General features: G+C 72.5%; 24 protein-coding genes and 1 riboswitch. Of the genes, 9 read left to right on the forward strand and 15 right to left on the reverse strand.

Features of this window, described 5'->3' with window-relative positions; all coding sequences use genetic code 11:
* Positions 1-18: 18 nt before the first annotated feature.
* The 10 genes from ACFYW3_RS16330 to ribD form a co-directional block, all read right to left on the reverse strand.
* Positions 19-1,095 (reverse strand): hemolysin family protein, encoded by a 1,077-nt coding sequence (locus ACFYW3_RS16330; protein WP_389386620.1) that lies wholly within the window; start codon positions 1,093-1,095, stop codon positions 19-21.
* Entirely contained in the window at positions 1,092-2,441 is a 1,350-nt protein-coding gene (locus ACFYW3_RS16335; protein WP_351375088.1) for a hemolysin family protein, read from the reverse strand. Before ACFYW3_RS16335 ends, ACFYW3_RS16330 begins: the two co-directional genes overlap by 4 nt.
* 200 nt (positions 2,442-2,641) lie before the next feature.
* A complete protein-coding gene (locus ACFYW3_RS16340) occupies positions 2,642-3,106 on the reverse strand; it encodes a PH domain-containing protein (RefSeq protein ID WP_351752497.1) in 465 nt (154 codons plus the stop codon).
* A 92-nt stretch (positions 3,107-3,198) separates the two neighbouring features.
* The gene (hisG, locus tag ACFYW3_RS16345; protein ID WP_351752494.1) at positions 3,199-4,047 is read right to left on the reverse strand and encodes an ATP phosphoribosyltransferase; all 849 of its coding nucleotides are present in this window, start codon (positions 4,045-4,047) and stop codon (positions 3,199-3,201) included.
* Positions 4,048-4,123: 76 nt separating this feature from the next.
* Positions 4,124-4,405: a phosphoribosyl-ATP diphosphatase gene (locus ACFYW3_RS16350; protein ID WP_053681798.1), complete on the reverse strand. Its 282-nt coding sequence runs from the start codon at positions 4,403-4,405 to the stop codon at positions 4,124-4,126.
* 35 nt (positions 4,406-4,440) lie between these two features.
* Positions 4,441-4,926: a 6,7-dimethyl-8-ribityllumazine synthase gene (gene ribH, locus ACFYW3_RS16355; RefSeq protein ID WP_007262951.1), complete on the reverse strand. Its 486-nt coding sequence runs from the start codon at positions 4,924-4,926 to the stop codon at positions 4,441-4,443.
* 85 nt (positions 4,927-5,011) lie between these two features.
* Positions 5,012-6,310 (reverse strand): bifunctional 3,4-dihydroxy-2-butanone-4-phosphate synthase/GTP cyclohydrolase II, encoded by a 1,299-nt coding sequence (locus ACFYW3_RS16360; RefSeq protein ID WP_389386621.1) that lies wholly within the window; start codon positions 6,308-6,310, stop codon positions 5,012-5,014.
* The gene (locus ACFYW3_RS16365) at positions 6,307-6,960 is read right to left on the reverse strand and encodes a nicotinamide mononucleotide transporter family protein (RefSeq protein ID WP_351752488.1); all 654 of its coding nucleotides are present in this window, start codon (positions 6,958-6,960) and stop codon (positions 6,307-6,309) included. Before ACFYW3_RS16365 ends, ACFYW3_RS16360 begins: the two co-directional genes overlap by 4 nt.
* Entirely contained in the window at positions 6,957-7,580 is a 624-nt protein-coding gene (locus ACFYW3_RS16370; protein WP_351752485.1) for a riboflavin synthase, read from the reverse strand. Before ACFYW3_RS16370 ends, ACFYW3_RS16365 begins: the two co-directional genes overlap by 4 nt.
* Positions 7,581-8,663, reverse strand: coding sequence for a bifunctional diaminohydroxyphosphoribosylaminopyrimidine deaminase/5-amino-6-(5-phosphoribosylamino)uracil reductase RibD (ribD, locus tag ACFYW3_RS16375; RefSeq protein ID WP_389386757.1), 1,083 nt, complete (start codon positions 8,661-8,663; stop codon positions 7,581-7,583).
* Positions 8,664-8,905: 242 nt separating this feature from the next.
* Positions 8,906-9,036, reverse strand: a riboswitch (FMN riboswitch).
* Between the two features lie 313 nt (positions 9,037-9,349).
* Between ribD and ACFYW3_RS16380 the strand changes: the two genes are divergently transcribed.
* The 3 genes from ACFYW3_RS16380 to ACFYW3_RS16390 all read left to right on the forward strand — a co-directional run bounded on the left by ACFYW3_RS16380 (position 9,350) and on the right by ACFYW3_RS16390 (position 13,483).
* The gene (locus ACFYW3_RS16380) at positions 9,350-11,719 is read left to right on the forward strand and encodes a chitinase C-terminal domain-containing protein (protein ID WP_389386622.1); all 2,370 of its coding nucleotides are present in this window, start codon (positions 9,350-9,352) and stop codon (positions 11,717-11,719) included.
* A gap of 91 nt (positions 11,720-11,810) precedes the next feature.
* Positions 11,811-12,719 carry an RNA polymerase sigma factor SigJ gene (sigJ, locus tag ACFYW3_RS16385; protein WP_351752479.1) on the forward strand — a complete coding sequence of 303 codons (909 nt, stop codon included), beginning with the start codon at positions 11,811-11,813 and terminating at the stop codon, positions 12,717-12,719.
* Between the two features lie 29 nt (positions 12,720-12,748).
* Positions 12,749-13,483 (forward strand): SDR family oxidoreductase, encoded by a 735-nt coding sequence (locus ACFYW3_RS16390; RefSeq protein ID WP_389386623.1) that lies wholly within the window; start codon positions 12,749-12,751, stop codon positions 13,481-13,483.
* Positions 13,484-13,708: 225 nt separating this feature from the next.
* On the opposite strand, the gene ACFYW3_RS16395 is transcribed toward ACFYW3_RS16390, so the two are convergent.
* Positions 13,709-14,872, reverse strand: a complete 1,164-nt coding sequence (locus ACFYW3_RS16395; RefSeq protein WP_389386624.1) for an ROK family protein — start codon at positions 14,870-14,872, stop codon at positions 13,709-13,711.
* A 56-nt stretch (positions 14,873-14,928) separates the two neighbouring features.
* Here ACFYW3_RS16395 and ACFYW3_RS16400 point away from each other — a divergent pair, with 56 nt between their 5' ends.
* The 4 genes from ACFYW3_RS16400 (at position 14,929) to ACFYW3_RS16415 (ending at position 18,977) form a co-directional block, all read left to right on the forward strand.
* Positions 14,929-16,143 carry an MFS transporter gene (locus ACFYW3_RS16400; RefSeq protein WP_389386625.1) on the forward strand — a complete coding sequence of 405 codons (1,215 nt, stop codon included), beginning with the start codon at positions 14,929-14,931 and terminating at the stop codon, positions 16,141-16,143.
* A 78-nt stretch (positions 16,144-16,221) separates the two neighbouring features.
* A complete protein-coding gene (locus ACFYW3_RS16405) occupies positions 16,222-17,628 on the forward strand; it encodes a solute carrier family 23 protein (protein ID WP_351752545.1) in 1,407 nt (468 codons plus the stop codon).
* Between the two features lie 76 nt (positions 17,629-17,704).
* A complete protein-coding gene (locus ACFYW3_RS16410; protein WP_351752467.1) occupies positions 17,705-18,346 on the forward strand; it encodes a DUF5995 family protein in 642 nt (213 codons plus the stop codon).
* 43 nt (positions 18,347-18,389) lie between these two features.
* Positions 18,390-18,977: a hypothetical protein gene (locus tag ACFYW3_RS16415; RefSeq protein ID WP_389386626.1), complete on the forward strand. Its 588-nt coding sequence runs from the start codon at positions 18,390-18,392 to the stop codon at positions 18,975-18,977.
* 100 nt (positions 18,978-19,077) lie between these two features.
* On the opposite strand, the gene ACFYW3_RS16420 is transcribed toward ACFYW3_RS16415, so the two are convergent.
* From ACFYW3_RS16420 to ACFYW3_RS16435, 4 genes are all read right to left on the reverse strand, one after another.
* Complete coding sequence (locus tag ACFYW3_RS16420) at positions 19,078-20,775, reverse strand: NAD(P)/FAD-dependent oxidoreductase (protein WP_351752463.1); 1,698 nt, start codon at positions 20,773-20,775, stop codon at positions 19,078-19,080.
* A gap of 90 nt (positions 20,776-20,865) precedes the next feature.
* Complete coding sequence (locus ACFYW3_RS16425; protein WP_389386627.1) at positions 20,866-21,666, reverse strand: carbon-nitrogen hydrolase family protein; 801 nt, start codon at positions 21,664-21,666, stop codon at positions 20,866-20,868.
* A 157-nt stretch (positions 21,667-21,823) separates the two neighbouring features.
* Positions 21,824-22,453 (reverse strand): glutathione S-transferase C-terminal domain-containing protein, encoded by a 630-nt coding sequence (locus tag ACFYW3_RS16430; RefSeq protein WP_389386628.1) that lies wholly within the window; start codon positions 22,451-22,453, stop codon positions 21,824-21,826.
* Positions 22,454-22,725: 272 nt separating this feature from the next.
* Complete coding sequence (locus ACFYW3_RS16435; RefSeq protein ID WP_267799418.1) at positions 22,726-22,842, reverse strand: cell envelope biogenesis protein OmpA; 117 nt, start codon at positions 22,840-22,842, stop codon at positions 22,726-22,728.
* Positions 22,843-22,996: 154 nt separating this feature from the next.
* Between ACFYW3_RS16435 and ACFYW3_RS16440 the strand changes: the two genes are divergently transcribed.
* Positions 22,997-23,716: a GNAT family N-acetyltransferase gene (locus ACFYW3_RS16440; RefSeq protein ID WP_351752455.1), complete on the forward strand. Its 720-nt coding sequence runs from the start codon at positions 22,997-22,999 to the stop codon at positions 23,714-23,716.
* Between the two features lie 425 nt (positions 23,717-24,141).
* On the forward strand, positions 24,142-24,435 hold the full coding sequence (locus ACFYW3_RS16445; protein WP_053676570.1) for a WhiB family transcriptional regulator: 294 nt from the start codon (positions 24,142-24,144) through the stop codon (positions 24,433-24,435).
* The last annotated feature ends 215 nt before the right edge of the window (positions 24,436-24,650 follow it).

Below are 24,650 nucleotides of genomic sequence, written 5' to 3' on the forward strand. Positions count from 1 at the left end.
GGCGGGCCGCCGGCGGGGTCAGCTCGCCATGGCCTCCTCCGAGACGGGTGCCCGGCGGGCCGGCGGTGCGGTGCGGTGCGCGGGATCGCGTACCTCTCCGACCAGCATCTCCAGTACGTCCTCCATCGCGACCAGGCCCAGCACCCGTCCGGCCGGGTCCGCGACCTGGGCCAGGTGGGTGGCGTCCCGGCGCATGACGGTGAGGGCGTCGTCCAACGGGAGGGTGGAGCACACGGTGGTCATCCTGCGCCAGACCCGTTGGGGCACGGCTCGTTCCCGGTCCTCCAGGTCGAGTACGTCCTTCACGTGCAGGTAGCCCATGAAGGCACCGGTGTCGGACTGGACGGGGAAGCGGGAGTAGCCGGTGCGCACCGTCAGCTGTTCGATCTGGCGCGGGGTGACCGCCGGACTGACCGACACGAGCCGGTCGCGGGCCAGCAGCACCTCGGTCACGGGGCGGCTGCCCAGTTCGAGGGCGTCCTCCAGCCGTTCGTGCTCCACCGGCTCCAGGAACCCGGCCTGCCGGGAGTCCTTGAGGAGACGGCCGAGCTGGGCGCTGGTGTAGACGGCCTCGACCTCGTCCTTCGGCTCGACCTTGAAGAGTCGCAGGACGATCGTGGCGCAGGCGCCGAGGGCGGTCGTGACCGGGCCGCAGACCCGGGCGAAGGCCACCAGGCCGGGGCTGAACCACAGGGCGGTCTTCTCGGGGGCGGCCATGGCGAGGTTCTTGGGGACCATCTCGCCGATGACCAGGTGCAGGAAGACCACGGCGGCCAGCGCCACGGCGTAGCCGAGGGGGTGGATCAGGCCTTCCGGCACGTGAGCGGCGTGGAAGACGGGCTCCAGCAGCCGGGCCACGGTCGGTTCGGCGACGGCGCCGAGGGTGAGTGAGCACATGGTGATGCCGAACTGGGCGGCAGCCATCATGCGCGGCAGGTTCTCCAGGCCGTGGAGGACCTGGCGGGCCCGCTTGGATCCGGCCGCGAGGGGCTCGATCTGGCTGCGGCGTACGGAGACGAGAGCGAACTCGGCGCCGACGAAGAACCCGTTGGCCAGGACCAGGAGCAGGGCGAAGACGAGCTGGAGCGCGTTCACCGACCCACCGCCTGGGGCTCGGCCGGGGCGGGGACGGGGGCCGTGCGGACCAGCCTGACCCGTTCGGCGCGGTAGCGGCCGACCTGGCGGACGGACAGCTTCCAACCGGGGAGCTCGGCCCGGTCACCGGGGGCGGGGATCCGGCCGAGCAGGTCGGCGACCAGTCCGGCGACGGTCTCGTAGGGGCCCTCGGGCACCTCCAGGCCTATGCGGCGCAGGGTGTGCACGCGGCAGCTTCCGTCGGCCTCCCAGGAGGGGCGGCCGTCCTCGGCGGGCACGGCGGCCAGTTCGGGCGTGCCGTCCTCCGCGAGGTCGTGCTCGTCGCGGACCTCTCCGACGAGTTCCTCCACGATGTCCTCCAGGGTGACGACACCGGCGGTGCCGCCGTACTCGTCGACGACCACGGCCATCGGTTGTTCGCTGCGCAGCCGCTCCAGCAGGGGCTGTACCGGCAGGGAGCCGGGGACCAGGAGCGGGGCGACGCAGATCCGGCCCACGGTGGTGCGGGCGCGCTCGGACTCGGGCACGGCGAGGGCGTCCTTGAGGTGGACGACGCCGGTGATCTCGTCGATGCGTTCGCGGTAGACCGGGAAGCGGGACAGGCCGGTGGCCCGGGTCAGATTGAGCACGTCGGCCGCGGTGGCCGTGTGCTGGAGGGCGCTGACCTTCACCCGGGGGGTCATGACGTGCTGGGCCGTGAGCTCGCCCAGCGAGAGGGTCCGTACGAAGAGGTCGGCGGTGTCCTGTTCGAGGGCGCCGGCCTGGGCCGAGTGGCGGACCAGGGAGACCAGTTCGCCGGGGGTGCGGGCGGAGGCCATCTCGTCGGTCGGCTCCACCCCGAGCGCCCGGACGAGCCGGTTGGCGACGGCGTTGAGGGCCGCGATGACCGGTCGGAAGGCGCGGGAGAAGACCTGCTGGGGGCCGGCCACGAACCGGGCCACCTGGAGCGGCCGGGAGACCGCCCAGTTCTTCGGTACGAGCTCGCCGACGACCATCTGAACGGCGGAGGCGAGCAGCATGCCGATGACGACGGCGACGCCGGAGACGGCTCCCCCGGGCAGGCCGGTCGCGGCGAGCGGCCCGGACAGCAGGGCCGCGAGGGCCGGTTCGGCGAGCATGCCGACGACGAGGGAGGTGATGGTGATGCCGAGCTGGGTGCCGGAGAGCTGGAAGGACAGTTCCTTCAGGGCCTCGACCACCGTGCGGGCACGGCGGTCGCCGTCGGCCGCGGCGCGTTCGGCCTCGGGTCGCTCCACCGTGACGAGGCCGAATTCGGCTGCCACGAAGAAACCGTTGGCGAGGATCAGGACGAAAGCCGCCACGAGCAGGAGTAGCGGGATGGTCATGCCGCCGCCTCCATCGGGAGGGCGGCGCGGGTACTACCGGACGATCCGTCCATTGCTGGAGGGAGTCACTCCTCAAGTCGCAGTTGCCCGCGGGCCACGGGGTCCCGGGGCCGGTGGGAGGGCGCACGGCTGCGCCCCGCCACCAGGGTAGTCACTCGGATCGCCGCCGCAATGGGACGCAGCGACGATCCTGGGCGGGGTCAGTGGTCGTGTCCGCCCGTTCCGCGGCTCTCGGCCAGGGCGCGCAGGGCGCGGGCGTCGCCGATCGCCTGGGCCTTGGCGACGCCGGGCTGGATGCCGAGCGCGGGCAGGCTGGTGCCGTCGTTCAGGTCGAGGAACACCCACGGGTCGCCGGGGCGGAGGTTGACGCGCAGGATCTGCGCCCACTCCAGCCGGCGGGTGGTCGTGAGGTTGACCACGGTGACGCCGGCCTCGTCCGCGACCACCTTGGGGCGGCTGAGCAGGACCAGAACGGAGCTGAGGAGGATCGCCACGAAGATGAAGCTGATCCGCTCGCCCGGATGGAGGGTGTCGAGGATCAGGGCGATGGCCGAGATGGTCACGAACATGGCGAGCCCGACGCTCAGCAGCACGACCCGGGTGCGGGTCGGCCGGAAGGTGACCGGCAGGGCGGGCGGTGCGGACGGGGCGGCGGACTCGGCCATGGTTTCGCTCGGTTCTGCTCGGGATGCGGTCAAACGGAGGGCCCGTGGAGTGGCGGATCCGCGGTGACGGCGGATCCGCCGGGAGGGACGCGTCAGAGCCGGCAGGCGTGGATCGAGGTGGTGAGGATCGCGCGCGCGCCGAGTTCGTACAGGTCGTCCATGATCCGCTGGGCCTCCTTGGCGGGGACCATGGCGCGGACGGCGACCCAGCCCTCGTTGTGCAGCGGGGAGACGGTCGGCGACTCCAGGCCCGGGGTGAGGGCGACCGCGCGCTCCAGGTGCTCGGCGCGGCAGTCGTAGTCCATCATCACGTAGCTGCGGGCCACCAGGACGCCCTGGAGGCGGCGCAGGAACTGCTGGGTGCGCGGGTCCTCGGCGTCGGCGGTGTTGCCGCGGATGACGACCGCCTCGGAGGTCATGATCGGCTCGCCGATGACCTCCAGACCGGCATTGCGCAGGCTGGTGCCGGTCTCGACGACGTCCGCGATGATCTGGGCGACGCCGAGCTGGATGGCGGTCTCGACCGCGCCGTCGAGGTGCACGACGGAGGCGTCGATGCCCTGGTCGGCGAGGTGCTTGGCGACGATTCCCTCGTACGAGGTCGCGATGGTCATCCCGGTGAAGTCCTCGGGGCCGTTCGCGGTGCCGGGGATCGTGGCGTAGCGGAAGGTGGACCGGCCGAAGTTCAGCGGCAGGATCTCCTCGGCGCTGGCGCCGGAGTCGAGCAGCAGGTCGCGGCCGGTGATGCCGATGTCGAGCTTCCCGGAGGACACGTAGATCGCGATGTCCTTGGGGCGGAGGTAGAAGAACTCCACCTCGTTCTCGGGGTCGACGACCACGAGCTCCTTGGACTCCTTGCGCATCCGGTAGCCGGCCTCATGGAGCATCGCCGACGCAGGTCCGGAGAGTGCACCCTTGTTGGGGACGGCGATGCGCAGCATGGGGCTTCCTTTGATGCGTGGGTTGCGAAAGGTGGGGGCTGGTGGCGGGCGGGGGCCCGCGGGAGGGTCTGCCGGTCTAGAGGTGCGCGTAGACGTCGTCGAGGGTGATCCCGCGCGCCACCATCATCACCTGGACGTGGTAGAGCAGCTGGGAGATCTCCTCGGCGGCGGCTTCCTTGCCCTCGTATTCGGCGGCCATCCAGACCTCGGCGGCCTCCTCGACGACCTTCTTGCCGATGGCATGCACGCCCTGGGAGACGAGCTCGGCGGTGCGGGACGTGCCGGGGTCGCCGTTGGCGGCCTTGAGCTGGAGCTCGGTGAAGAGCTCTTCGAAGCTCTTGGGGGATGTGTTCGCCATGATGGTCCTCAGAATAAGGGGTCCCCCGCCGCCACTCAGCGCCAGGGTTCGCTGACGGTCCGCAGGGTCATGGCGGTGGAGACGGCGGCGGTGACCGCTTCGTGCCCCTTGTCCTCATTCGACCCCTCAAGCCCGGCGCGGTCCAGCGCCTGCTCGTCGTTGTCGCAGGTCAGTACGCCGAAGCCGACGGGGACTCCGGTGTCGATCGACACCTGTACCAGGCCCTGGGTGACGCCCTGGCAGACGTAGTCGAAGTGCGGGGTGCCGCCGCGGATGACCACTCCGAGGGCGACGATGGCATCGTAACCGCGACCGGCGAGTACCTTCGCCACGACCGGGAGTTCGAAGCTGCCCGGGACCCGCAGCAGGGTGGGCTCGTCGATGCCCAGCTCGTGCAGGGCGCGCAGGGCGCCGTCGACCAGACCGTCCATGACCTTCTCGTGCCACTGGGCCGCGATCACGGCGACTCGCAGGTCTCCGCAGTTCTTCACGCTCAGTTCGGGTGCGCCCTTGCCGCTCACAGCTCTGCTCCTCGGGGGTTGGTCGGGTGGTGCTCGGGGGTTGGTCGGGTGGTGCTCGGGGTGGTGTCTGGTTGGCTCGTACGTGTTACTGGTTGCCGCAGGCGGAGGTGGACACGGCCTCGTCCAGCCAGGGCAGGTCGTGGCCCATCCGGTCCCGCTTGGTGCGCAGGTACCGCAGGTTGTGTTCGCCGGCCTCGACGGGCATCGGCTCCCGGCTGTCGACCGTGATGCCGTGGCGGACCAGGGCGGCGGCCTTGTCGGGGTTGTTGGTCAGCAGTCGGACGCCGTGCACGCCCAGGTCGGCGAGGATGCGGGCGCCGGCGCCGTAGTCGCGGGCGTCGGCGGGCAGGCCGAGTTCGAGGTTGGCGTCGAGGGTGTCGCGGCCTCGCTCCTGGAGCTCGTACGCGCGCAGCTTGGACAGGAGGCCGATGCCGCGTCCCTCGTGGCCGCGCAGGTAGACCACGACGCCGCGGCCCTCGGCCTGGATGCGGGCCATGGAGGCGTGCAGTTGGGGGCCGCAGTCGCAACGCTGGGACTGGAAGATGTCCCCGGTCAGGCACTCGGAGTGCATGCGGACCAGGATGTCCTTGCCGTCTCCCACCTCGCCGTGGACGAGGGCGATGTGCTCGACGCCGTCGACGGTGGAGCGGTAGCCGTACGCGGTGAACTCGCCGAAGGCGGTCGGCAGGCTGACCTCGGCCTCGCGGCGCACGGTCGGTTCGGCCGAGCGCCGGTAGGCGATCAGGTCCTCGATCGAGATGATCGTCAGCCCGTGCTTGCGGGCGAAGGGGATCAGCTCGGGCAGGCGCAGCATGACCCCGTCCTCGCCGGCGATCTCCACGATGGCGCCGACCGGGCGCAGGCCCGCGAGGCGGGCGAGGTCCACGGCGGCCTCGGTGTGGCCGTTGCGGACCAGGACGCCGCCGGGCTTGGCGCGCAGCGGGAAGACGTGGCCGGGGCGGACGAAGTCCGAGGGCTCGGAGGAGCCCGCGGCCAGCAGGCGCAGCGTGGTGGCGCGGTCGGCGGCCGAGATTCCGGTGCTGACGCCGTGGGCGGCGCTCGCGTCGACGGAGACGGTGAAGGCCGTCTGCATGGACTCGGTGTTGTTCCGGACCATCTGGGGAAGTTCGAGCCGGTCCAGCTCGGGGCCTTCCATGGGGGCGCAGATCAGGCCGCGGCACTCGCTCATCATGAACGCGATGATCTCGGGGGTGGCCTTCTCGGCCGCGACGACGAGGTCCCCCTCGTTCTCGCGGTCCTCGTCGTCGACGACGACGATCGGGCGGCCCGCGGCGATGTCGCGGATGGCCTGCTCGACCGGGTCGAGGAGGAAGGTCTCCTCGGCTGCGGCGGGCATGTCCGGCACGGGCTTGAGGGGGGTCATGCCGTTGCTCCTTCGAGGGCCGGGGCGGGGGTGGTGCGCGAGCGCTGGTACCAGTCGTACGCGCCCCACAGGACGAGCGCGAAGTAGACGACGTAGACGAGACCGGAGAAGGCCAGGCCGTTGTTGAAGGCGAGCGGCACGCCGACCAGGTCGACGAGGAGCCAGGCGAACCAGAACTCCACCAGGCCGCGGGCCTGGGCGACCATGGCCACGATGGTGCCGACGAAGATGTAGGCGTCCGCCCACGGGCTCCACGACAGGTGCGGGAACAGCGTGAAGAGGCCGCCGACCGCGAGGGTGCCGAGGGCCGCCCCGGCCAGGAGCAGTCCGCGCTCCGTCCAGCTCGCCGTGCGGACGGCGATGGAGCCGTCCTGGGCCTGCTGCCGGCCCTTCTGCCAGGCCCGCCAGCCCCAGACCGACACGCCGATGACGAGGAGCTGCTTGCCGACGCCGCCGGCGAGGTGTGCGGAGGCGTAGGCGGCGATGAGGATCAGGCCGGAGAGGAGCTGGGCGGGCCAGGTCCATATGGAGCGGCGCCAGCCGAGCGCGAGGGCGGCCAGGCCCATCAGGTTGCCGATCATGTCGGACCAGATGACCTTCTGGCCGACGACCTCGAAGGCCTCGGTGTTGAGCCAGGTCAGGGCGCTCACTTCGACTCCTCCTGGGCGTGCGGGGGGTTCACTCCGGCGGCGAGCAGGCGTTCCACGTACTTCGCGAGGACGTCCACCTCCAGGTTGACCGGGTCGCCGCTCCGCTTGAGGCCGAGGGTGGTCAGGGCGAGGGTGGTCGGGATGAGGCTGATGGTGAACCAGTCGGCGGCGGCCTCGACCACGGTGAGGCTGACGCCGTCGACCGTGATGGAGCCCTTCTCGACGACGTACCGGGCGAGGCCGGCGGGAAGGCCGACCTTGACGATCTCCCAGTGCTCGGAGGGGGTGCGGGAGAGGATCGTGCCGGTGCCGTCCACGTGTCCCTGGACCAGGTGGCCGCCGAGGCGCCCGCCGAGCTCCATCGGACGCTCCAGGTTGACCCGGGACCCCTGGGTGAGGGCGCCGAGGCTGGAGCGGTCGAGGGTCTCCTGCATGACGTCGGCGGTGAACTCGCCGTCGGCGGTCTCCACCACGGTCAGGCAGACGCCGTTGACGGCGATCGAGTCGCCGTGCTTGGCGCCGTCGGTGACGAGGGGGCCGCGCAGGCGGAAGCGGGAGGCTTCCGCGAGCTGCTCGACGGCGGTGACCTCGCCCAGTTCTTCGACGATTCCGGTGAACACTCAGTGCTCCTTGGGGGCGGTGGGGACGGCTTCGGGGACTGCGGTGACGCGGATGTCGGTGCCGATGCGGGTCGTGTCGGTGATCCGGAGACGGAGCGCGTCGGTGAGGGTGGCGACGCCGGCGTCGGCGAGGGCGCTCGGGCCTGCTCCGAGCAGGACGGGGGCGAGGTAGCCGACGACCTTGTCCACGGCGCCCGCCGCGACGAAGGCGCCGGCCAGGGTCGGGCCGCCTTCGAGGAGCACGGAGCGGGTTCCGCGCCGGTACAGCTCCGCGAGCAGGGCCTCGACGGAGAGTCCGTGCGCGTCGCCGGGGAGGCGGACCACGTCGACTCCGGGCAGGTGCCGGGTGTCGGCGTCCTCGCCGACGGCGAGCAGGGTCGGCGCGGCGTCGTCCAGGACGCGGGCGCCGGGCCGGATGCGGGCGTGGGTGTCCAGGACCACCCGCAGCGGCCGGCCCGCGAGGGCCTGCGCCGCGGGTCCGCGCACCGCGAGGTGCGGGTCGTCGGCGCGCAGGGTGCCGGCGCCGACGAGGACGGCGTCGACCTCGGCGCGCAGCCGGTGGACGTCGGCGCGGGACTCGGCGGAGCTGATCCAGCGGCTGGTGCCGTCGGCGGCGGCGACGCGGCCGTCGAGGGTGGCGGCGTACTTCCACAGGACGTGGGGACGGCCCAGGCGTACGGAGGTCAGCCAGGCGGCGTTGCCGTCCTCGGCCTCGTCGGCGAGGAGGCCGGACTCGGCGGTGATCCCGGCCTCGCGCAGGGTGGCGGAGCCGCCGCCGGCCTGCGGGGTCGGGTCGGGGACGGCGTAGAGGACGCGGGTGACGCCTGCGTCGACGAGGGCCTGCGCGCAGGGGCCGGTGCGGCCGGTGTGGTTGCAGGGTTCGAGGGTGACGTAGGCGGTGCCGCCGCGGGCCGCGGCTCCGGCCGCGCGCAGGGCGTGGACCTCGGCGTGCGGGCCGCCGGCGCGTTGGTGCCAGCCTTCGCCGACGACGTGGCCGCCGGCGTCCGTGACGACGCAGCCGACGACGGGGTTGGGGCTGGTGGAGCCGAGTCCGCGGGCCGCGAGCTCGATGGCTCGGCGCATGGCGGTTTCGTCACGTACGGCGCGCGCATCACGTGCGGACGCGTCGTCGTGGTGCGGGTCGACGTGGGGCGCCACCGGGTCCTCCTGCCTCAATCGGGCACGGACTCCGGGGCCTGTCGGGATACGACAGATGAAGCGGGTAGCGCACGCGGGGACGCCGAGGCCGGATGAACGGTCCTTCGAGACGTATCCGCTGGATACGTCGATGGACCGCCGACGGCGGCGTACCGGTGACTGGCCCGCCGCGCACTGCCTCCCATCCGGACTTTAACCGTCGGTCCAGGAATTTCACCTGGTCAACCGGCCGCTGGCTGCGGACGGGTCGCGGACTATAACCGCCGGTTCGGAATTACACCGACCCCGGAGTGCGCTGCTACTGGTACTCAGGCCAGTGTGCCACGGGTGATCGGCGGCCATGCGGGTGAGCGCGTGTGGCCTGGATCACAAACCGGCCATTCTCGAGCACCACTGTCGCGCCGGCCGCGCGCGGCCGGCGCGGGGCGCGCACTTCCCACCGAGCGTTGGTCCAGACCTATTGACGGGTTGGTCTAGTCCTCTTAACGTTCCCTTCATCTTCCCAGGGAGCCGGCCCGTCGGACGTGCGCACGTCGCGGGCCAACCAGCCTCACCTTTCCGCATGTTGATGCACGTCGTGTCCTGCCATCCTCCCCTCCCCAGGAGGCACCATGCCGTCCCCCACACGTACGAGAGCGATGCTCCTGGCATCCGGCGCCGCAATCGCCGGACTGCTGGTCGGCGGGCTCTCGGCCGGCGTCTCACACGCCGCCGACAACGAAACATGTCGCCCCGACGGGCTGTACAAGACGGCCGGCGTCGACGTCCCGTACTGCTCGGTCTACGACTCCGAGGGCCGCGAGAAGATGGGCGCGGACCACCAGCGCCGCGTCATCGGCTACTTCACCGGATGGCGCACCGGCAAGGACGGCACCCCCGCCTACCTCGCCAACAACATCCCGTGGTCCAAGGTCACCCACCTGAACTACGCCTTCGCCCACGTCGGCGGGGACAACAAGATCTCCGTGGGCGCGAACAACGCGAACAACGCGGCCACCGGGATGACCTGGCCGGGCGTCGCGGGCGCCGAGATGGATCCGGCCCTCCCCTACAAGGGCCACTTCAACCAGCTGACGAAGTTCAAGAAGCAGTACCCGAACGTGAAGACCCTGATCTCGGTGGGCGGTTGGGCCGAGACCGGCGGCTATTTCGGTGACGACGGCAACCGGGTCGCCTCCGGCGGCTTCTACTCGATGGCCACCAACGCCGACGGCTCGGTCAACCAGGCCGGCATCGACACCTTCGCGAACTCCTCGGTCGAGTTCATCCGCACGTACGGGTTCAACGGCGTCGACATCGACTACGAGTACCCGACCACCATGAAGGACGCGGGCAACCCGCTGGACTGGCAGCTCTCCAACGCCCGCCGGGCCGGGCTGGTCAAGGGCTACGCGGCCCTGATGAAGTCGCTGCGCGAGAAGCTCGACCGCGCGGGCGCCGCCGACGGCAAGCACTACCTGCTCACCGTCGCCGCCCCCTCCTCCGGCTACCTGCTGCGGGGCATGGAGACGTTCCAGATGCAGAAGTACCTGGACTACGTCAACATCATGTCCTACGACCTGCACGGCGCCTGGAACGAGTACGTCGGCCCCAACGCCTCCCTCTTCGACGACGGCAAGGACGCCGAGCTGGCGGCCGCCAACGTCTACGGCAGCTCCCAGTACGGGGGCGTCGGGTACCTCAACACCGACTGGGCCTACCACTACTTCCGCGGCTCCATGCCGGCCGGCCGCATCAACATCGGCCTGCCGTACTACACCCGCGGCCACAAGAACGTGCAGGGCGGCACCGACGGCCTGTGGGGCAAGGCGTCCGCGACGACCTGCCCGGCCGGCGCCGGTCTGACCAAGTGCGGTGACGGCGCGGTCGGCATCGACAACCTGTGGCACGACAAGGACACCAACGGGGTCGAGTCCCCCGCCGGTTCCAACCCGATGTGGCACGCCAAGAACCTGGAGAAGGGGATCGTCGGCGACTACGTCACCACGTACGGCTTCCCCGCGAACACCACCCTGACCGGCACCTACGTCCGCAAGTACGACGCCAAGCTGGTCGCGCCGTGGCTGTGGAACGCGCAGAAGAAGGTCTTCCTCTCCACCGAGGACGAGCAGTCGGTGGCGGCCAAGGCCGACTACGTCGTGGACCGCGGCATCGGCGGCACCATGGTCTGGGAGATGGCCGGCGACTACGCCTGGAACGCCGCGAAGGGCCAGTACGAGATGGGCGACACGCTCACCTCGCTGATGTACGACAAGTTCAAGGCGGCCTCCCCGTACGGCGCGAGCAAGTCGAACACCGCGCTGCCGAAGAAGGCCGTGGACGTGACGACGGAGTTCACCGAGTTCAAGCTCGGCGACTCCAACTACCCGATCACCCCGAAGATCAAGATCACCAACAACACCCGGACCACGCTGCCGGGCGGCACCGAGTTCCAGTTCGACTACGCGACCTCGGCTCCGAACAACGCCTCGGACCAGTCCGGGTTCGGCACGAAGGTGATCAGCAGCGACCACACCGGCAGCAACGTCGGTGGTCTGAAGGGCGACTTCCACCGGGTCTCGCTGAAGCTCCCGGCCTGGCAGACGCTGGCCCCGGGCGCCTCGGTCGACCTGGCGTTCAACTACTACCTGCCGGTGTCCACGCCCTCCAACTGGACGGTGAACATCTCCGGCACGACCTACGCCCTCGCCGGCGACCTGGCACGCGGCACCACGGTGGTGGAGCCGGGCACCACGACCCCGCCCACCACGCCGCCCACCACCCCGCCGACGACTCCCCCGACCACACCGCCGACGACTCCCCCGACCACGCCTCCGGGCGGCACATGCACCAACCCGGCGTACGTCGCGGGTCAGGTCTACAACAGCGGCAACGTGGTCTCGCACAAGGGCCGCAACTGGAAGGCCGGTTGGTGGACGCAGAACGAGGAGCCCGGCACCACCGGTGACTGGGGCGTCTGGAAGGACCAGGGCGCGTGCTGACCCCCGGTCCGCGGGCTTGACCCGACGAGTGTGAGGACCCGGTGGCCCGGCGGCCACCGGGTCCTCGCGCGTGCGCTCGTAGGCTGGTGCGGTGATCACGGACAACGCCGCGACCGGAGCGGACTTCGAGGAACACCGGCAACGGATGTTCGGCATCGCCTACCGCATGCTGGGCTCCGCCCACGAAGCCGAGGACGTCGTGCAGGACGCCTGGTTGCGGTGGAACGGCGCCGACCGCGAACCGATCGCGCACCCGGGGGCCTGGTTGGCCAAAGTGGTCACCCGGCTGTGCCTCAACCGGCTCACCTCCGCGCGCGCCCGCCGCGAGGAGTACGTCGGCCCCTGGCTCCCGGAGCCCGTCCTCACCGGGGACGGGACGCTCGGTCCGCTGGACTCGGCCGAGCGGCGGGACGGCGTCTCGATGGCCCTGCTGGTGCTGTTGGAGCGGTTGACGCCGAAGGAACGCGCCGTGTACGTGCTGCGGGAGGCCTTCGGGTACGGACACCGCGAGATCGCCGGGCTGTTGGACGTCACCGAGGTCAACTCCCGGCAGCTCCACCGGCGGGCCACGGAGCGGGTGGACACCCCGCGGCCGCGGTTCCCGCCCGATCCCGGGCAGTGGCGTGCGCTGGTGGAGACCTTCATGGCCGCGGCGCGCGACGGGGACCTGGCCCGGCTGGAGAACCTGCTCACCACCGACGTGCGGTACGTGTCGGACGGCGGCGGGGCGGTGAGCACGGCCCGGCGACCGATCCTGGGCCGGGAGAAGGTGGCCCGCTTCCTGGTGGGCGCGCTGCGGAAGTTCGTCGGAGCGGAGACGGTCACCTTCGCGGAGGTCAACGGGGCTCCGGCGCTGCTCTTCGGCGAGGTGGCGGTGTTCCTGCCGGAATTCGAGAATGGACTGGTCAGCGGCGCGCGGGTGGTGGTCGCCCCGGAGAAGCTGGGGTTCCTGCGGCGACAGCTGTCACATTCCGGGGGGCTGTCCGGTCCAGGCTGGTGAACGCACCCGCTCGGGAAGGAATGGACACCATGAACACGATCGTCGTCACCGGAGGCACCGGAAACCTCGGCTCGTTCGTCGTGACGCGACTGTCGGCGGCGGGGCACCGGGTACGGGTCCTCAGCCGGCACGCGCCCGACCACCCGGTGGACCTGACCGACGGGTCCGGTCTGGACGCGGCGCTGAGCGGCGCGCAGGTGGTGGTGCACTGTGCGAGCTCCCCGCGCGGGGGCGACGACACGGCGGCCGCGAACCTGGTGGAGGCGGCCCGGCGGGCCGGGACCGTGACCAACATCGTCTACATCTCGATCGTGGGCGTGGACGTGGTGCCGCTGGGCTACTACGTGACCAAGTTGAAGGTGGAGCGGCTGCTGGAGGCCTCGGGGCTGGGCGTAACGATCCTGCGGGCCACGCAGTTCCACGACCTGGTCGCGCAGGTGGTGGGCGCGGCGGCGAAGCTCCCGGTGATGCCGTTGCCGAAGGGGGTCCGGGTGCAGCCGATCGCCGTCGAGGAGGTCGCGGACCGGCTGGCGGAACTGGCGGTGCCCGTCCCGGCGGGGCGGGTGGACGACATGGGGGGCCCGGAGATCCGGAGCCTGCCGGACCTGGCGCGCGCGTACCTGAAGGCGACGGGCAAGCGGCGCCGGATCGTCGCGCTGCCGCTCGCGGGCCGGGCGTACGCCGGTTTCCGGCGCGGCGGGAACCTGGCCCCGTCGCACGCGGTGGGCCGGGGCACCTTCGCGGAGTTCCTGGCCCGGCGGTAGCCGTGCGCGTACGCCGGGCGTGCGGGAGCGGTACGAGTGGCGCGGGCCGGGGACGGGGGCGGGCCGGGGCCGGGGCCTCGGGTCCCCGCGGGCCCGGCGCCGGTGCGTCGGGGCCGGGCGGGGTGCGGGCGTGCGGGCGTGCCGGGTGGGGTCCGGTCCGGCCGGGTGGGCTCCGCCGGGGGCGGGGTCCGGCCGGATGGGGGCCGGCCGGGCGGCCGGGTGGGGTCAGCCGCCGCCGAAGAGCACGGCCTGCGCCTCCTCGCGGGCGGCCAGTCTGGCTCCCGCCAGTACCGCGGCCCCGCCGAGGACCGTGGCACGGACCTCCGTGGTGACCGGGGTCAGGGTGCCGAGGCGGGCGGCGACGCGGGCCGCCAGCGCGGGGCCGCCGGCGTGGCCGAGTTCGCCCGCCAGGACCACGCAGCCCGGATCGAGGACCGCCGCGACGGCCGCCGCCCCGATCGCGAGGCGTTCGGCGAGCGCGTCCAGGAACGCCTCGCCGGCGGCTCCGGCGACCGCCTCCTCCACCGGTCCCCGGAAGCCGTGTTCGACCGCGAGCGCGGTGACGGCCCGGCGTCCGGCCAGCGCGTGGAAGCCTCCGCCGCAGTCGGTGTCGGACGGCAGTGCGGCGGTCCCCGGTACGGGCAGGAAGCCGATCTCCCCCGCCCCGCCGGAGGCCCCTCGGCGCAGCCGCCCGTCCAGGACCACCGCCGCGCCCACACCGGCGCCCAACCACAGCAGGACGAAGGAGTCCACGTCCCGGGCCGCGCCGATCCGCTGTTCGGCGAGGGCGGCGAGATTGGTCTCGTTCTCCACGACCACCTTGGCCGGCAGCCGCCGCCGGAGGGCCGCCACGAGGTCCCGGTGCCAGGACGGCAGGCGCAGGGTGTCGCCGAGTTGGCCGCTGTCCGGGGAGACCAGCCCGGGAGCGCCGACGACCACGGTGTGCAGGGGGTCCGCGCCGACCTCCCGCGTCAGGGCGTCCAGCCGGTCCACGGCCTCCTCGACGGCGTTGACCGGCAGCGAGACCTCGGCCAGGGGCAGGCCCAGCAGGTCGGTGACGACGGCGGTCGCGCTGTCGGTGCGCACGTCGAGGGCGGCCAGGTGGGCGCGGCGGGCGACGATTCCGTACAGGCGGGCGTTGGGGCCGCGCCGCTGTTCCCCGGACTCCCCCACGACCTCGATCAGGCCGGCTTCGGCGAGTCGTTCCACGAGGTCGGCCACCGAGGGCCGCGAAAGGCCGGTCAGGTGCTTGAGCTGGGTGGCCGTGAGGGGGCCCTCGGACTGGAGGAGCCCGAGGGCGAGCCGGTCGTTGATGGCTCGGGCCGTGCTCGGCGACGCGGGCGAGGGAGCGGCGGCCGTCAGGGCCTTGGCAGGGGTCACGGCGCCCATCTTAGGGAGTCCCGGGGCATTAACCATCAGGCAGGGTCCCTGATAGTTTACGTGTCATGACCGGGGAAACCGACCTCAGCCCGGCGCGACTGCGCCATGCCCGCTTCGCCATAGCCGCCGTGTTCTGCGCCCACGGCGCCGTCACCGGCTCCTTCGCCACCCGCATCCCCTGGATCCAGGACCACGCGCAGCTCAGCGCCGGCACCCTGGGGCTCGCGCTGGCCTTCCCCGCCCTGGGCGCGGCGCTCGCGATGCCGCTGGCCGGGCGGATCAACCACCGGTTCGGCGCGCGCGCCGCGCTGCGCGGACTGCTGTCGATGTGGACGCTGTCGCTGATCCTGCCGAGCCTCGCGCCGAACCTGGTGACGCTCTGCCTCGCGCTCCTCGTCTACGGGGCGAGCGCGGGGATGGCGGACGTGGCCATGAACGCGCTCGGCGTGGAGACCGAGAACCGGATGGGCCGCTCGATCATGTCCTCGCTGCACGGCATGTGGAGCGTGGGCGCGCTCCTCGGCTCGGCGGCGGGCACGCTCGCGGCTCACACCGGGGCCGACGCCCGCCTGCACCACCTGATCGCCGCGCTCGCGCTGACCGCGGCCGGGCTGTTCGCCGTACGGGGCGTGCTGGACCTGCGCAGCGCGGAGAACGCGGAGGCGCCGCCGGGCTTCGCCCTGCCTCCGAGGTCGGCGCTGCTGATCGGCGCGATCGGCTTCTGCGCGGTGTTCGCGGAGGGCGCCAGTCTCGACTGGTCCGCGGTGTACCTGCGGGACGTGCTGCACACGGACGCGGGTCTCGCCGCCGCCTCCACCACCGCGTTCGCGCTGACGATGGCCGTCGCGCGGTTGGTCGGTGACCGGGTCGTGGACCGGTTCGGCGCCGTGCGCACCGTCCGGGTGGGCGGCGTGTTGGCCACCCTGGGCGGGGTGTTGGTGGTGACCGTGCGCCATCCGGCGGCGGCCCTCACCGGGTTCGGGTTGATCGGGCTGGGCATCGCGGTGGTGGTCCCGTTGGCGTTCGCGGCGGCGGCGCGCAGCGGTCCGGCGCCCGCGCAGGCCATCGCCGGGGTGGCGACGATCACGTACACCTCCGGTCTGATCGCGCCGTCGGCGATCGGCGCGGTGGCGGACGCGACCTCGCTCGTGGTCTCCTTCGGTCTGGTCACCCTGCTGGCGTTCGCGCTGGTGGTGGGGGCCGCCGTGCTGCGCCCGAAGCCCGCGGCCGGCAAGGCCGCCGCGACCAACCGGGACGAAACCGCTGGAATCCGGCCGTAATATGTCGGCTGGCTCCCGTGGTTCGACACGCGGTGCGGCCCGGATGGTTGACGGTCGGTGAAACGGGAGTGGTGGAACATGGGCTTCGGCGTGCGCTGGACCCTGCACGGAGACGGGCGGACGCCCGCCCCCGGCGCGGTGGTGCGGCCCGATGAGCGGCTGTCGTGGCCGCGGACCGCCGGGCTCGGCGCCCAGCACGTCGTGGCCATGTTCGGCGCGAGTTTCGTGGCGCCGGTCCTGATGGGCCTGGACCCGAACCTGGCCATCATGATGTCGGGCGTCGCGACGATCATCTTCCTGCTCGCGACGCGCGGTCGGGTCCCCTCGTACCTGGGCTGTTCGCTCGCCTTCGTCGGGGTCGCGGCCGCGATCCGGGCCGGCGGCGGGGACAGCGCGGTCGTGACGGGCGCGGTGTTCGTGGTCGGCGTGGCGCTGTTCCTCGCGGGCCTCGCGGTCCAGCGGTTCGGGGCGCGGATCATCCACGCGGCGATGCCGCCGGTGGTGACCGGCGCGGTGGTGATGCTGATCGGCTTCAACCTGGCGCCCGTGACGGCCTCGACGTACTGGCCGCAGGACCAGTGGACGGCGCTGCTCACGATGCTGGTCACCGGACTGGCCGTGGTGTGTCTGCGGGGTTTCTGGTCCCGGATCGCGATCTTCCTGGGCCTGGTCTTCGGCTACGCGCTCTCCTGGATCCTCGACCTGGTCTTCGGCAAGATCCACTCGACCACGGGCGGGCCGGAGAAGGTCGACCACTGGCGGCTCGACCTCTCCGGGGTCTCCCAGGCCGACTGGATCGGACTGCCGAGCTTCCACGCGCCGGCCTTCGAATGGTCCGCGATCCTCATCGCGTTGCCGGTGGTCATCGCGCTGATCGCGGAGAACGCCGGACACATCAAGGCCGTCGGCGAGATGACGGGCGACCCGCTCGACGACAAGCTCGGCACCGCCATCGCGGCCGACGGGGCCGCGTCGATGCTGTCGACGGCGGTGGGCGGCCCGCCCAACACCACGTACTCCGAGAACATCGGCGTCATGGCGGCCACCCGGGTCTACTCGACGGCCGCCTACTGGGCCGCCGCCGGCTTCGCCCTGCTCTTCGGCCTGTGCCCGAAGTTCGGCGCGGTCGTCGCCGCCATCCCCGGCGGGGTGCTGGGCGGCATCACCGTGATCCTCTACGGCATGATCGGCCTGCTCGGCGCCCAGATCTGGATCAGCGGCCGGGTGGACCTGCGCAATCCGCTGAACCTGGTGCCGGCCGCGGCGGGCATCATCATCGGCATCGGCGGGGTCACGCTGAACATCACCGACAGCTTCGAGTTGGGCGGCATCGCGCTCGGCACCATCGTGGTGATCACCGGCTACCACACGCTGCGGTACTTCGCCCCGGCGCACATGAAGCGGGACGAGCCGCCGCTCGACTCGGGCACCTCCGACTACGACGGTCCGGAGGGCGGGGACGGGCCCGGGGACAAGCGGGGTTGACGCCGCTTCGCCCGAACCGGCGAAGGGTACGGCCAAGTTCCCCACGCGGCGCGTTCCTGCTGCGACGCTGCCTCCCATGGAAGCGGTGCTCGCGCGAATGCGCGCCCTGGACGAGCGGCTCCCCGCGCAGGACGGTGTGGCCGTCTTCAACCGGGTGTACCTGACGGTGACGCAGACGCTGCACGAACGGCTCTCCCACGGGGCGTTCCCCGCCCCGCGCAGGGCGCAGGCCCTCAGCGTGTGCTTCGCCGAGCGCTACCTGGCGGCCGTGGAGGCGGACCGGGCCCCGGCCTGCTGGCGTCCGCTCCTCCAATACCGCCGACACCCCGGGATCCGGCCGCTCCAGCACGCGCTGGCGGGCATCAACGCGCACATCGGACACGACCTGGCGTTGGCGGTGGTGGCCACCTGCCGTCACCTGGGCTGTGAACCGGCCGCGCTGGAAGGGGACTTCGACCGGGTCGGCGACACCCTGGTCTCCCTGGAGGAGCAGATCCGCGAGGACCTGATGCCGGGCCCCGACCTGCTGGAGATCGCCGACCCGTTGACCCACCTGGTGGGGTCGTGGAGCCTGGAGCGCGCCCGGGCCGGCGCCTGGTCCGCGGCCCGCCTGCTGTGGACGCTGCGGCGCGTCCCCGAACTGGCCGAGGAGTTCACCGACTCCCTGGACGCCGGCGTCGGACTGGTCGGCCGCTGTCTGCTCACCCCTCGCGGCTGAAACCCCCGTGCGGGCGGGAAGGGCCGCCGGCTACGCTCCCCCGGTGAGCAGCTTCGCCACCCATCGCCTGCGCGCCCTCGACCCGACCCGTGCGCCCCGGCGGCGGTTCGCCGCACTGCGCACCTGCGTCACGGAGTTCGCCCCGTACGGATTCCGCGCCACCTTCGACCACCTCGCGCGCAACGCCCGGATCCCCGCCGAACCGGAACGGGATCCGGACGCGGTGGTGCGGGCGGTGGAGGAACTGCACGCGGCGCGCGAGGTCTGGTTCGCGGCGTTCCGCCCCTGGCAGGAGCTGCGCAGGGCGCAGAAGCGGGCCGGTGTGCGCGTTCCCCGTCCGCCGGAGCCCTGGCGCCGGCTGTACTGCCCCGACCCCGCCTTCCATCCGGACGCGCCGCTCCCGGTCGTGATGCCGAGCATCCTGCGCGCCGGCGCCGGCCCGTGGCCGCCGCCCCTCTGCCCGGTCTGCGCGCGGGACCGCGGTACGCGGGAGCTGCGCACCGGTCACCGGGTGCACCGGGTGTGCGCGGGGTGCGGGGTGGGCCTGGGCGGGCGGGACACCGGGTTCGAGCCGGCCGTGGCCGCCGCACGCGAGGAACGCTGGAAGTCGATCTGGCTGCGGCGGACGTGACGGGACGGCGGCGGGCACGAGAACGGGCGCGGGCACGAGAACGGGCCGCCGCCGCGCTGTTCGCGCGGCGGCGGCCCGTGGTCACGGGGTCCGGGAGGGGTCAGTCCTCCGGGAGCTCCACCGGCGCGATGTCGTCGTAGACGTCGCCCGGTCCCGGGTTCGTGGTGTCGGTCGTGCCGCCGAGGTGGTGCATGACGCCCCAGACCGCGTTGAGGGCGGTCTGTACGGCGCCCTCGGCCCAGCCGGCCGTCCAGGAGATGTCGTCGCCCGCGAGGAATATGCCGCGCTTGTCCTCGGGGAGGCGCTCCTGCATGAAGTGGGTGAACAGGCGGCGCTGGTAGCGGTAGTGGCCCGGCAGGTTCGCCTTGAACGCGCCCATGAAGTAGGGCTCGTTCTCCCAGGAGACGGTGACGGGGTTGCCGATGACGTGGCGGCGGATGTCGACCTTCGGGTAGATCTCGCCGAGGGACTTCAGCATGACCTCCATCCGCTCGTTCGCGGACAGCGGCAGCCACTTCAGGCTGTCGTCGCACCAGGTGTACGAGAGGCAGATGACGGCCGGCTTGTCGGGGCCGTTGTCCAGGAGGTAGGTGCCGCGGGTCATCCGGTCGGTCAGCGTCATCGACATGACGTCGCGGCCCGTCTGCTCGTCCTTGTCCAGCCAGAACGGCCGGTCGACGGGGACGAACAGCTTCGAGCTCTCCATGTAGTGGGTGCGCTCGATCGCCGTCCAGTGGTCGATCGGGAAGAGCGTGTCATCGCACTCGATCTTGGACAGCAGCATCCACGACTGCGCGGTGAAGATCGCGGCGCGGTACGTGCGGATGTCGCCGGTGGCGTCGGTGACCGTGATCCGGTTGCCGGCCGTGCGGTGCAGGCGGGTGACCGCCGGGCGCGGGGTGCCGTCGTGCAGGGTGGACAGCGAGGTGCCCTGGGCCCAGTGGACGATCTTGCCGGGCGCGCGGTCCCACAGGCGCAGCGGGAGCTGCTGCGAGCCGCCGACGATGCCGCGGTGGTGGTCGTCCGCCTCGGTGTAGACGACGCGGAGGATCTCCAGGATGGAGTTCGGGAAGTCGGTGTCCCAGCCGCCCGTGCCGAAGCCGACCTGGCCGAAGATCTCGCGCTTGCGGAAGGACTGGAAGGCCTCGGACTTGCAGAGGAAACCGTAGAAGGTCTCGTCGTCGAGCTTCTCGACGAGCTTGGCCCAGATCTCGCGGATGCGCGGGACGTCCCGCTCGCGCATCGCGGTGTTCATGTCGGAGAAGTCGGCGCCCTCGTCGAGGCAGGCGTTCCACGCGGCGGCGACGTCACGGTAGACCTGCGGGAGGTCGGCGATGGTCTCGGCGTAGTGGGTCTCGCCCTTGAGGTCCACGACCGTCGAGGGGGTGGCCTCGGCGAGCGGGTTCGGGAAGGGCTCGGTGACCAGGCCGACGAGGTCGATGTAGTGCTGGAGGGCCGTGGAGGACGGCGGGAAGCGCATGGCGCCCATCTCCGCGGTCAGCTCCTCGGTGCCGGCGCCCTCGAAGCCGACGGTGCGCAGCCGGCCGCCGATCTGGTCGGCCTCGTAGACGACGGGCTTGAGGCCCATCTTCATCAGCTCGTACGCGGAGATGATGCCGGACAGTCCGCCGCCGATGACGGCGACCTCGGTGCCGAACTCCGTCGCCGGGATCTGGCCGAGCCCCGCCGGGTGGGCCAGGAAGTCGTCGTACGCGTACGGGAAGTCCGGGCCGAACATGGTGATCGGGGGCTGTCCGTCGCTGTGCGGGACGGCGGTGGTGGGCACCGTGGACGTCATGGGGTACGGCTCCTTGCGAACGGACTCGGGCAGGGTGGGGGCGGGAGGGCGGACCGGGGGCGGGTCCGGGGGTTCCGGGGGTCTGGTGGGTCAGACCAGCGAGGCGTAGAGCCCCGGGCGGCGGTCGCGCAGGTAGGGGTTGGTCTCGCGCGAGGCCCGCAGCAGTTCCGGGTCCGCCTCGCCGAGGACGAGCTCCTCGCCGCGACCGGCCCGGGTCCGGGTGACCCCGTCGGGACTGGCCAGGCAGCTGAGGCCGACGAACTCGAACTCGCCCTCGGGGCCGGTGCGGTTGACGTACGCGATGTACATCTGGTTCTCGAAGGCCCGGACGGGGACCAGCTGCTCGGCGACGAACTGGAACGGGTGCATCTGCGCGGTCGGGACCAGGAGGAGGTCGGTGCCGGCCAGCGCGTGCGCGCGGACGTTCTCGGGGAACTCCACGTCGTAGCAGATCATGATGCCGATGCGGAGGCCGTTCAGGTCCGCCTGGACGACGGGGGTGTCGCCGGGGGTGAAGGCGTCCTGCTCGAAGCAGCCGAAGAGGTGGGTCTTGCGGTAGTTCGCGAGCGCGGTCCCGTCGGGACCGATGAGCTGCGCGGAGTTGAAGACGGCGTCGCCCGCCCGCTCGGGGTAGCCGTACAGGACGGCGATGCCGTGGCGGCGGGCGATGTCGCCGATGGCGACGGCGGACGGGCCGTCGGCCGGTTCGGCGATGCCGGGGATGTCCTGGAGGTCCAGCGCGTAGCCGGTCAGGAACATCTCCGAGGTCACGAGGAGCCCGGCCCCGCCCTGTGCGGCACGTGCCGCGGCCTCGTCGAGCGCCTTCAGGTTCTCGGCGGTGTCGCCGAGCCGTCCGGAGCTCTGGAGGAGGGCGGTGCGCAGCGGGGGCATGGGCGTACCTCTGTGACAGGTGGGGAGGGGGTCATTAGACGGTACGTTCGGGCGTTCGACCGGGACAAGCCGTCACCGTTGCGCTCGGAGTATCGATTCGTTGCGCATTCGGCGGGTCGAGCGGCGATTCGTTGCACGCACCCCCTCCGTACCCGATTCACTCGCCCGAGCGGAAGGCCGGATGGGCGCGGAGGCGACCCAGGTACGAGCGTACGGACCGCCCCGCCTCGGCCGCCGCCGGGTGGTGTCGCAGCGCCACCCACAGGTCCACGTCGGTGACGGTCGGCCGGTCGCCCAGGGCGTACGGGGACCGGGCGAGGCGCTGTTCCAGCAGGGCGAGGGCGGCAGACCACCCGGCCCGGGGCGCGGTGTCGTCCAGGAGGGTCCGGACGGCCTGGGCGAGCGCGGCGGGGGCGGGCGGGGCCAGGTCGGGGCGGCCCGCGAGACCGACGGCCAGGTCGTCGAGGATGTCGGGGGTGTGGTTGCTGACCACGCGGCCGCTCCAGGTGTCGCAGAGGGCGGGAACGCTGAGGGTGCCGTCGTAGTGGTGTCCGGCGGCCTCGTACGCGGCGCGCAGGGCGGCGTGGGAGGCCGGGTCGCCGAGCACGGTGGTGCCGACACGGTCGGCGAGGCCGAGGAGGCGCAGGGTGGTGATCACCCGGAGCGAGCGGGGACAGTCGGCGGCGAGGTACAGGTGGTAGCGGCGGGGTTCGGGCGAGAAGCCGCTGCCGATGCGGCCCCGGGGGGCCGGGGCGGGGGCGGTGCGGGGCAGGGTGATCTGGAGCATGGCTCTCCTCGGTCGTCGGTACCGGGGCCCTGCGGGGCCGCGGGGTGGGGCGGCGGTGAGCGGTGCCCGGGCGAAAGAGACGGCCTGGGGGCCCTGCGCCCGGGCAGGAGAAGGCGCGGCGGGTGGGGGTCGCGGCGCGGGCGGTCCGGTCGTGCCGGGCCACGGTGAGGCGCCCCGGCTGCCACCGCCCCGCGCACGTCGTCGTGGGGGGGGTGTGACAAGGCCGCGGGTGGGCGGGGCCTGATCGGCCGGGCCGGGGCGTGGGGAGGGTTTCAGGCGTGCGCGGCGAAGGCGCTGCAGACGCGGAGCAGGTCGATGTGCAGGCGTCGGGTCAGCCACGAGCGGCGCAGGGGATGTGTCCCCGCCTCGGGTGTCCGGGCCATCTCCACCGATCTCGTCCTGTCCTCGGGGCATAAACCCGCCCGTCGCGGGCGCTGACGATCCTGACCGTCCCCCGCAGTCTCACGGCGTCGCGCGAGGCCGTCAAGAAGCCGGTCACGAACCGGCGACCCCGCGTATTCGACGGAAGGATCCCCGCACCTCATGTCCCCCGACACGGACACCGCCACACATCCTCTCGACAACCCGGTCTGGGCGGCGCTGAGCGGCCCGCACCGCGACTTCGCGGTGCCCGGTGGGCGCGCCGCCCGCTACCGGACGGACGCGAACCCCTTCGCCGCCCTGGAGGACCCGGACGACCCGCGCGCCTGGGAGGACCTCGCGGCGCTGGTGGGTCCCGGCACGGAGGTCTGGCTGACGGGGTTGCCGACGCCGCCCGCCGGCTGGGAGACGGTGTTGGCCGTGCCGGGCGTCCAGCTCGACGGCAGCGCGGTGCCCGGCGAGCCGGCGCCCGAGGCGGTGCGGCTCGGGGCGGCCGACGTCCCCGAGATGCTGGACCTGGTCCGGCTGACCGAGCCGGGGCCCTTCCTGCCGCGCACCGTCGAGCTGGGCACGTACCTCGGGATCCGGCACGAAGGCCGGCTGGTGGCGATGGCCGGGGAGCGGATGCGGCCACCGGGCTGGACGGAGATCAGCGCGGTGTGCACGCACCCCGAGCACCGGGGGAAGGGCCTGGCGGCGCGGCTGATCCGGGCGGTGGCCGCCGGCATCCGCGAGCGCGGGGACGTTCCCTTCCTGCACGCCGCCGCGGGCAATGTGAACGCCATCCGCCTGTACACGTCGATGGGTTTCGTGCTGCGCCGCGAGCCGGTGTTCATCGGGGTGCGCACGCCGGGCGCCGCGGGCGACGAAAAGAAGGCTTAACACGGGGTTCATTGAGTGGGCGTGTCCGGCGCCTTAGGTTCGGGGTGGGTAGCGATGAACAGGGGGGTGGCGGTGGACACGCAGTGTGCGGGCGCCCATCCCACCCCCCGGCTCGCTCCGCGCGGGCCGGTCCGGTGGCACCCCCGGACCCGTTTCGGCCCGGAGCCGGATCCCGCCGCCCTCCGCCGTTCCTGATCAACTCCTCGGCGCCCGGCCCCGTTCGCGGCCGGCGGCGCCCAACGCCTTTTCCCGAGCGGGGAATCGACGTCTCCTCGCCTGCCCGCGCACCCGCCCCGCGGTCCCTCCGCCGCCCGCTTCGACGGGTGGGCGGGCGGGTCGGGATTCCCTTGTGGGCGGGGATGTTTCAGGGGGCACGGAGCGGTCACACGCGGGGGAACCCACGTACCCCTCGGAAAGGAACTGCCATGACCGACGTCTCCCGCCTGCCGGGTTCCGCCCCCGACAATTGGCAGTGGCAATCCCGGGCGGCGTGCCGGGACCTGGGGTCCGCCCGGTTCTTCCATCCCGCAGGTGAGCGTGGCGAGGACCGCGAGGACCGGGACGAGGCCGCCAAGCGGATCTGCGCCGGATGCCCCGTGCGGACGGCCTGCCTCGAACACGCGCTGCGCACCCGTGAGGCCTTCGGGGTCTGGGGCGGCCTGACCGAGGAGGAGCGGCACGCCCTCCTGGGCGGTCGCCGCGCCCCGGCCCATGTGTAGAAGCGCTCGGGAGCGCGCGAACGGGACGAGAGACGACGACGGGTCGGACGCGGTGAACGCGTCCGACCCGTTTCGTTGCGCCCTCCCGGCACGCCCTCCCGGCACGCCCTCCCGGCACGTCCGCCCGGGCACGGAGCGGGCGCCGGCGGCGGGCCGGCGAGAGCGGGCGGCGCCGTTGTCGCCGGGATAAAATTGACTGGCTGTGCGCATCGGCC

This window comes from Streptomyces sp. NPDC002602, assembly GCF_042889445.1.
In the GTDB taxonomy this organism is placed as follows: Bacteria; Actinomycetota; Actinomycetes; order Streptomycetales; family Streptomycetaceae; genus Streptomyces.

Coding starts and splice junctions, on each gene's coding strand:
- ACFYW3_RS16335 (WP_351375088.1), bottom strand. CDS start 2,441: ATGACCATCCCGCTACTCCTGCTCGTGGCGGCTTTCGTCCTGATCCTC.
- ACFYW3_RS16340 (WP_351752497.1), bottom strand. CDS start 3,106: ATGGCCGAGTCCGCCGCCCCGTCCGCACCGCCCGCCCTGCCGGTCACC.
- hisG (WP_351752494.1), bottom strand. CDS start 4,047: ATGCTGCGCATCGCCGTCCCCAACAAGGGTGCACTCTCCGGACCTGCG.
- ACFYW3_RS16350 (WP_053681798.1), bottom strand. CDS start 4,405: ATGGCGAACACATCCCCCAAGAGCTTCGAAGAGCTCTTCACCGAGCTC.
- ACFYW3_RS16360 (WP_389386621.1), bottom strand. CDS start 6,310: ATGACCCCCCTCAAGCCCGTGCCGGACATGCCCGCCGCAGCCGAGGAG.
- ribD (WP_389386757.1), bottom strand. CDS start 8,663: ATGCGCCGAGCCATCGAGCTCGCGGCCCGCGGACTCGGCTCCACCAGC.
- ACFYW3_RS16380 (WP_389386622.1), top strand. CDS start 9,350: ATGCCGTCCCCCACACGTACGAGAGCGATGCTCCTGGCATCCGGCGCC.
- ACFYW3_RS16390 (WP_389386623.1), top strand. CDS start 12,749: ATGAACACGATCGTCGTCACCGGAGGCACCGGAAACCTCGGCTCGTTC.
- ACFYW3_RS16395 (WP_389386624.1), bottom strand. CDS start 14,872: ATGGGCGCCGTGACCCCTGCCAAGGCCCTGACGGCCGCCGCTCCCTCG.
- ACFYW3_RS16400 (WP_389386625.1), top strand. CDS start 14,929: ATGACCGGGGAAACCGACCTCAGCCCGGCGCGACTGCGCCATGCCCGC.
- ACFYW3_RS16405 (WP_351752545.1), top strand. CDS start 16,222: ATGGGCTTCGGCGTGCGCTGGACCCTGCACGGAGACGGGCGGACGCCC.
- ACFYW3_RS16410 (WP_351752467.1), top strand. CDS start 17,705: ATGGAAGCGGTGCTCGCGCGAATGCGCGCCCTGGACGAGCGGCTCCCC.
- ACFYW3_RS16420 (WP_351752463.1), bottom strand. CDS start 20,775: ATGACGTCCACGGTGCCCACCACCGCCGTCCCGCACAGCGACGGACAG.
- ACFYW3_RS16425 (WP_389386627.1), bottom strand. CDS start 21,666: ATGCCCCCGCTGCGCACCGCCCTCCTCCAGAGCTCCGGACGGCTCGGC.
- ACFYW3_RS16430 (WP_389386628.1), bottom strand. CDS start 22,453: ATGCTCCAGATCACCCTGCCCCGCACCGCCCCCGCCCCGGCCCCCCGG.
- ACFYW3_RS16440 (WP_351752455.1), top strand. CDS start 22,997: ATGTCCCCCGACACGGACACCGCCACACATCCTCTCGACAACCCGGTC.
- ACFYW3_RS16445 (WP_053676570.1), top strand. CDS start 24,142: ATGACCGACGTCTCCCGCCTGCCGGGTTCCGCCCCCGACAATTGGCAG.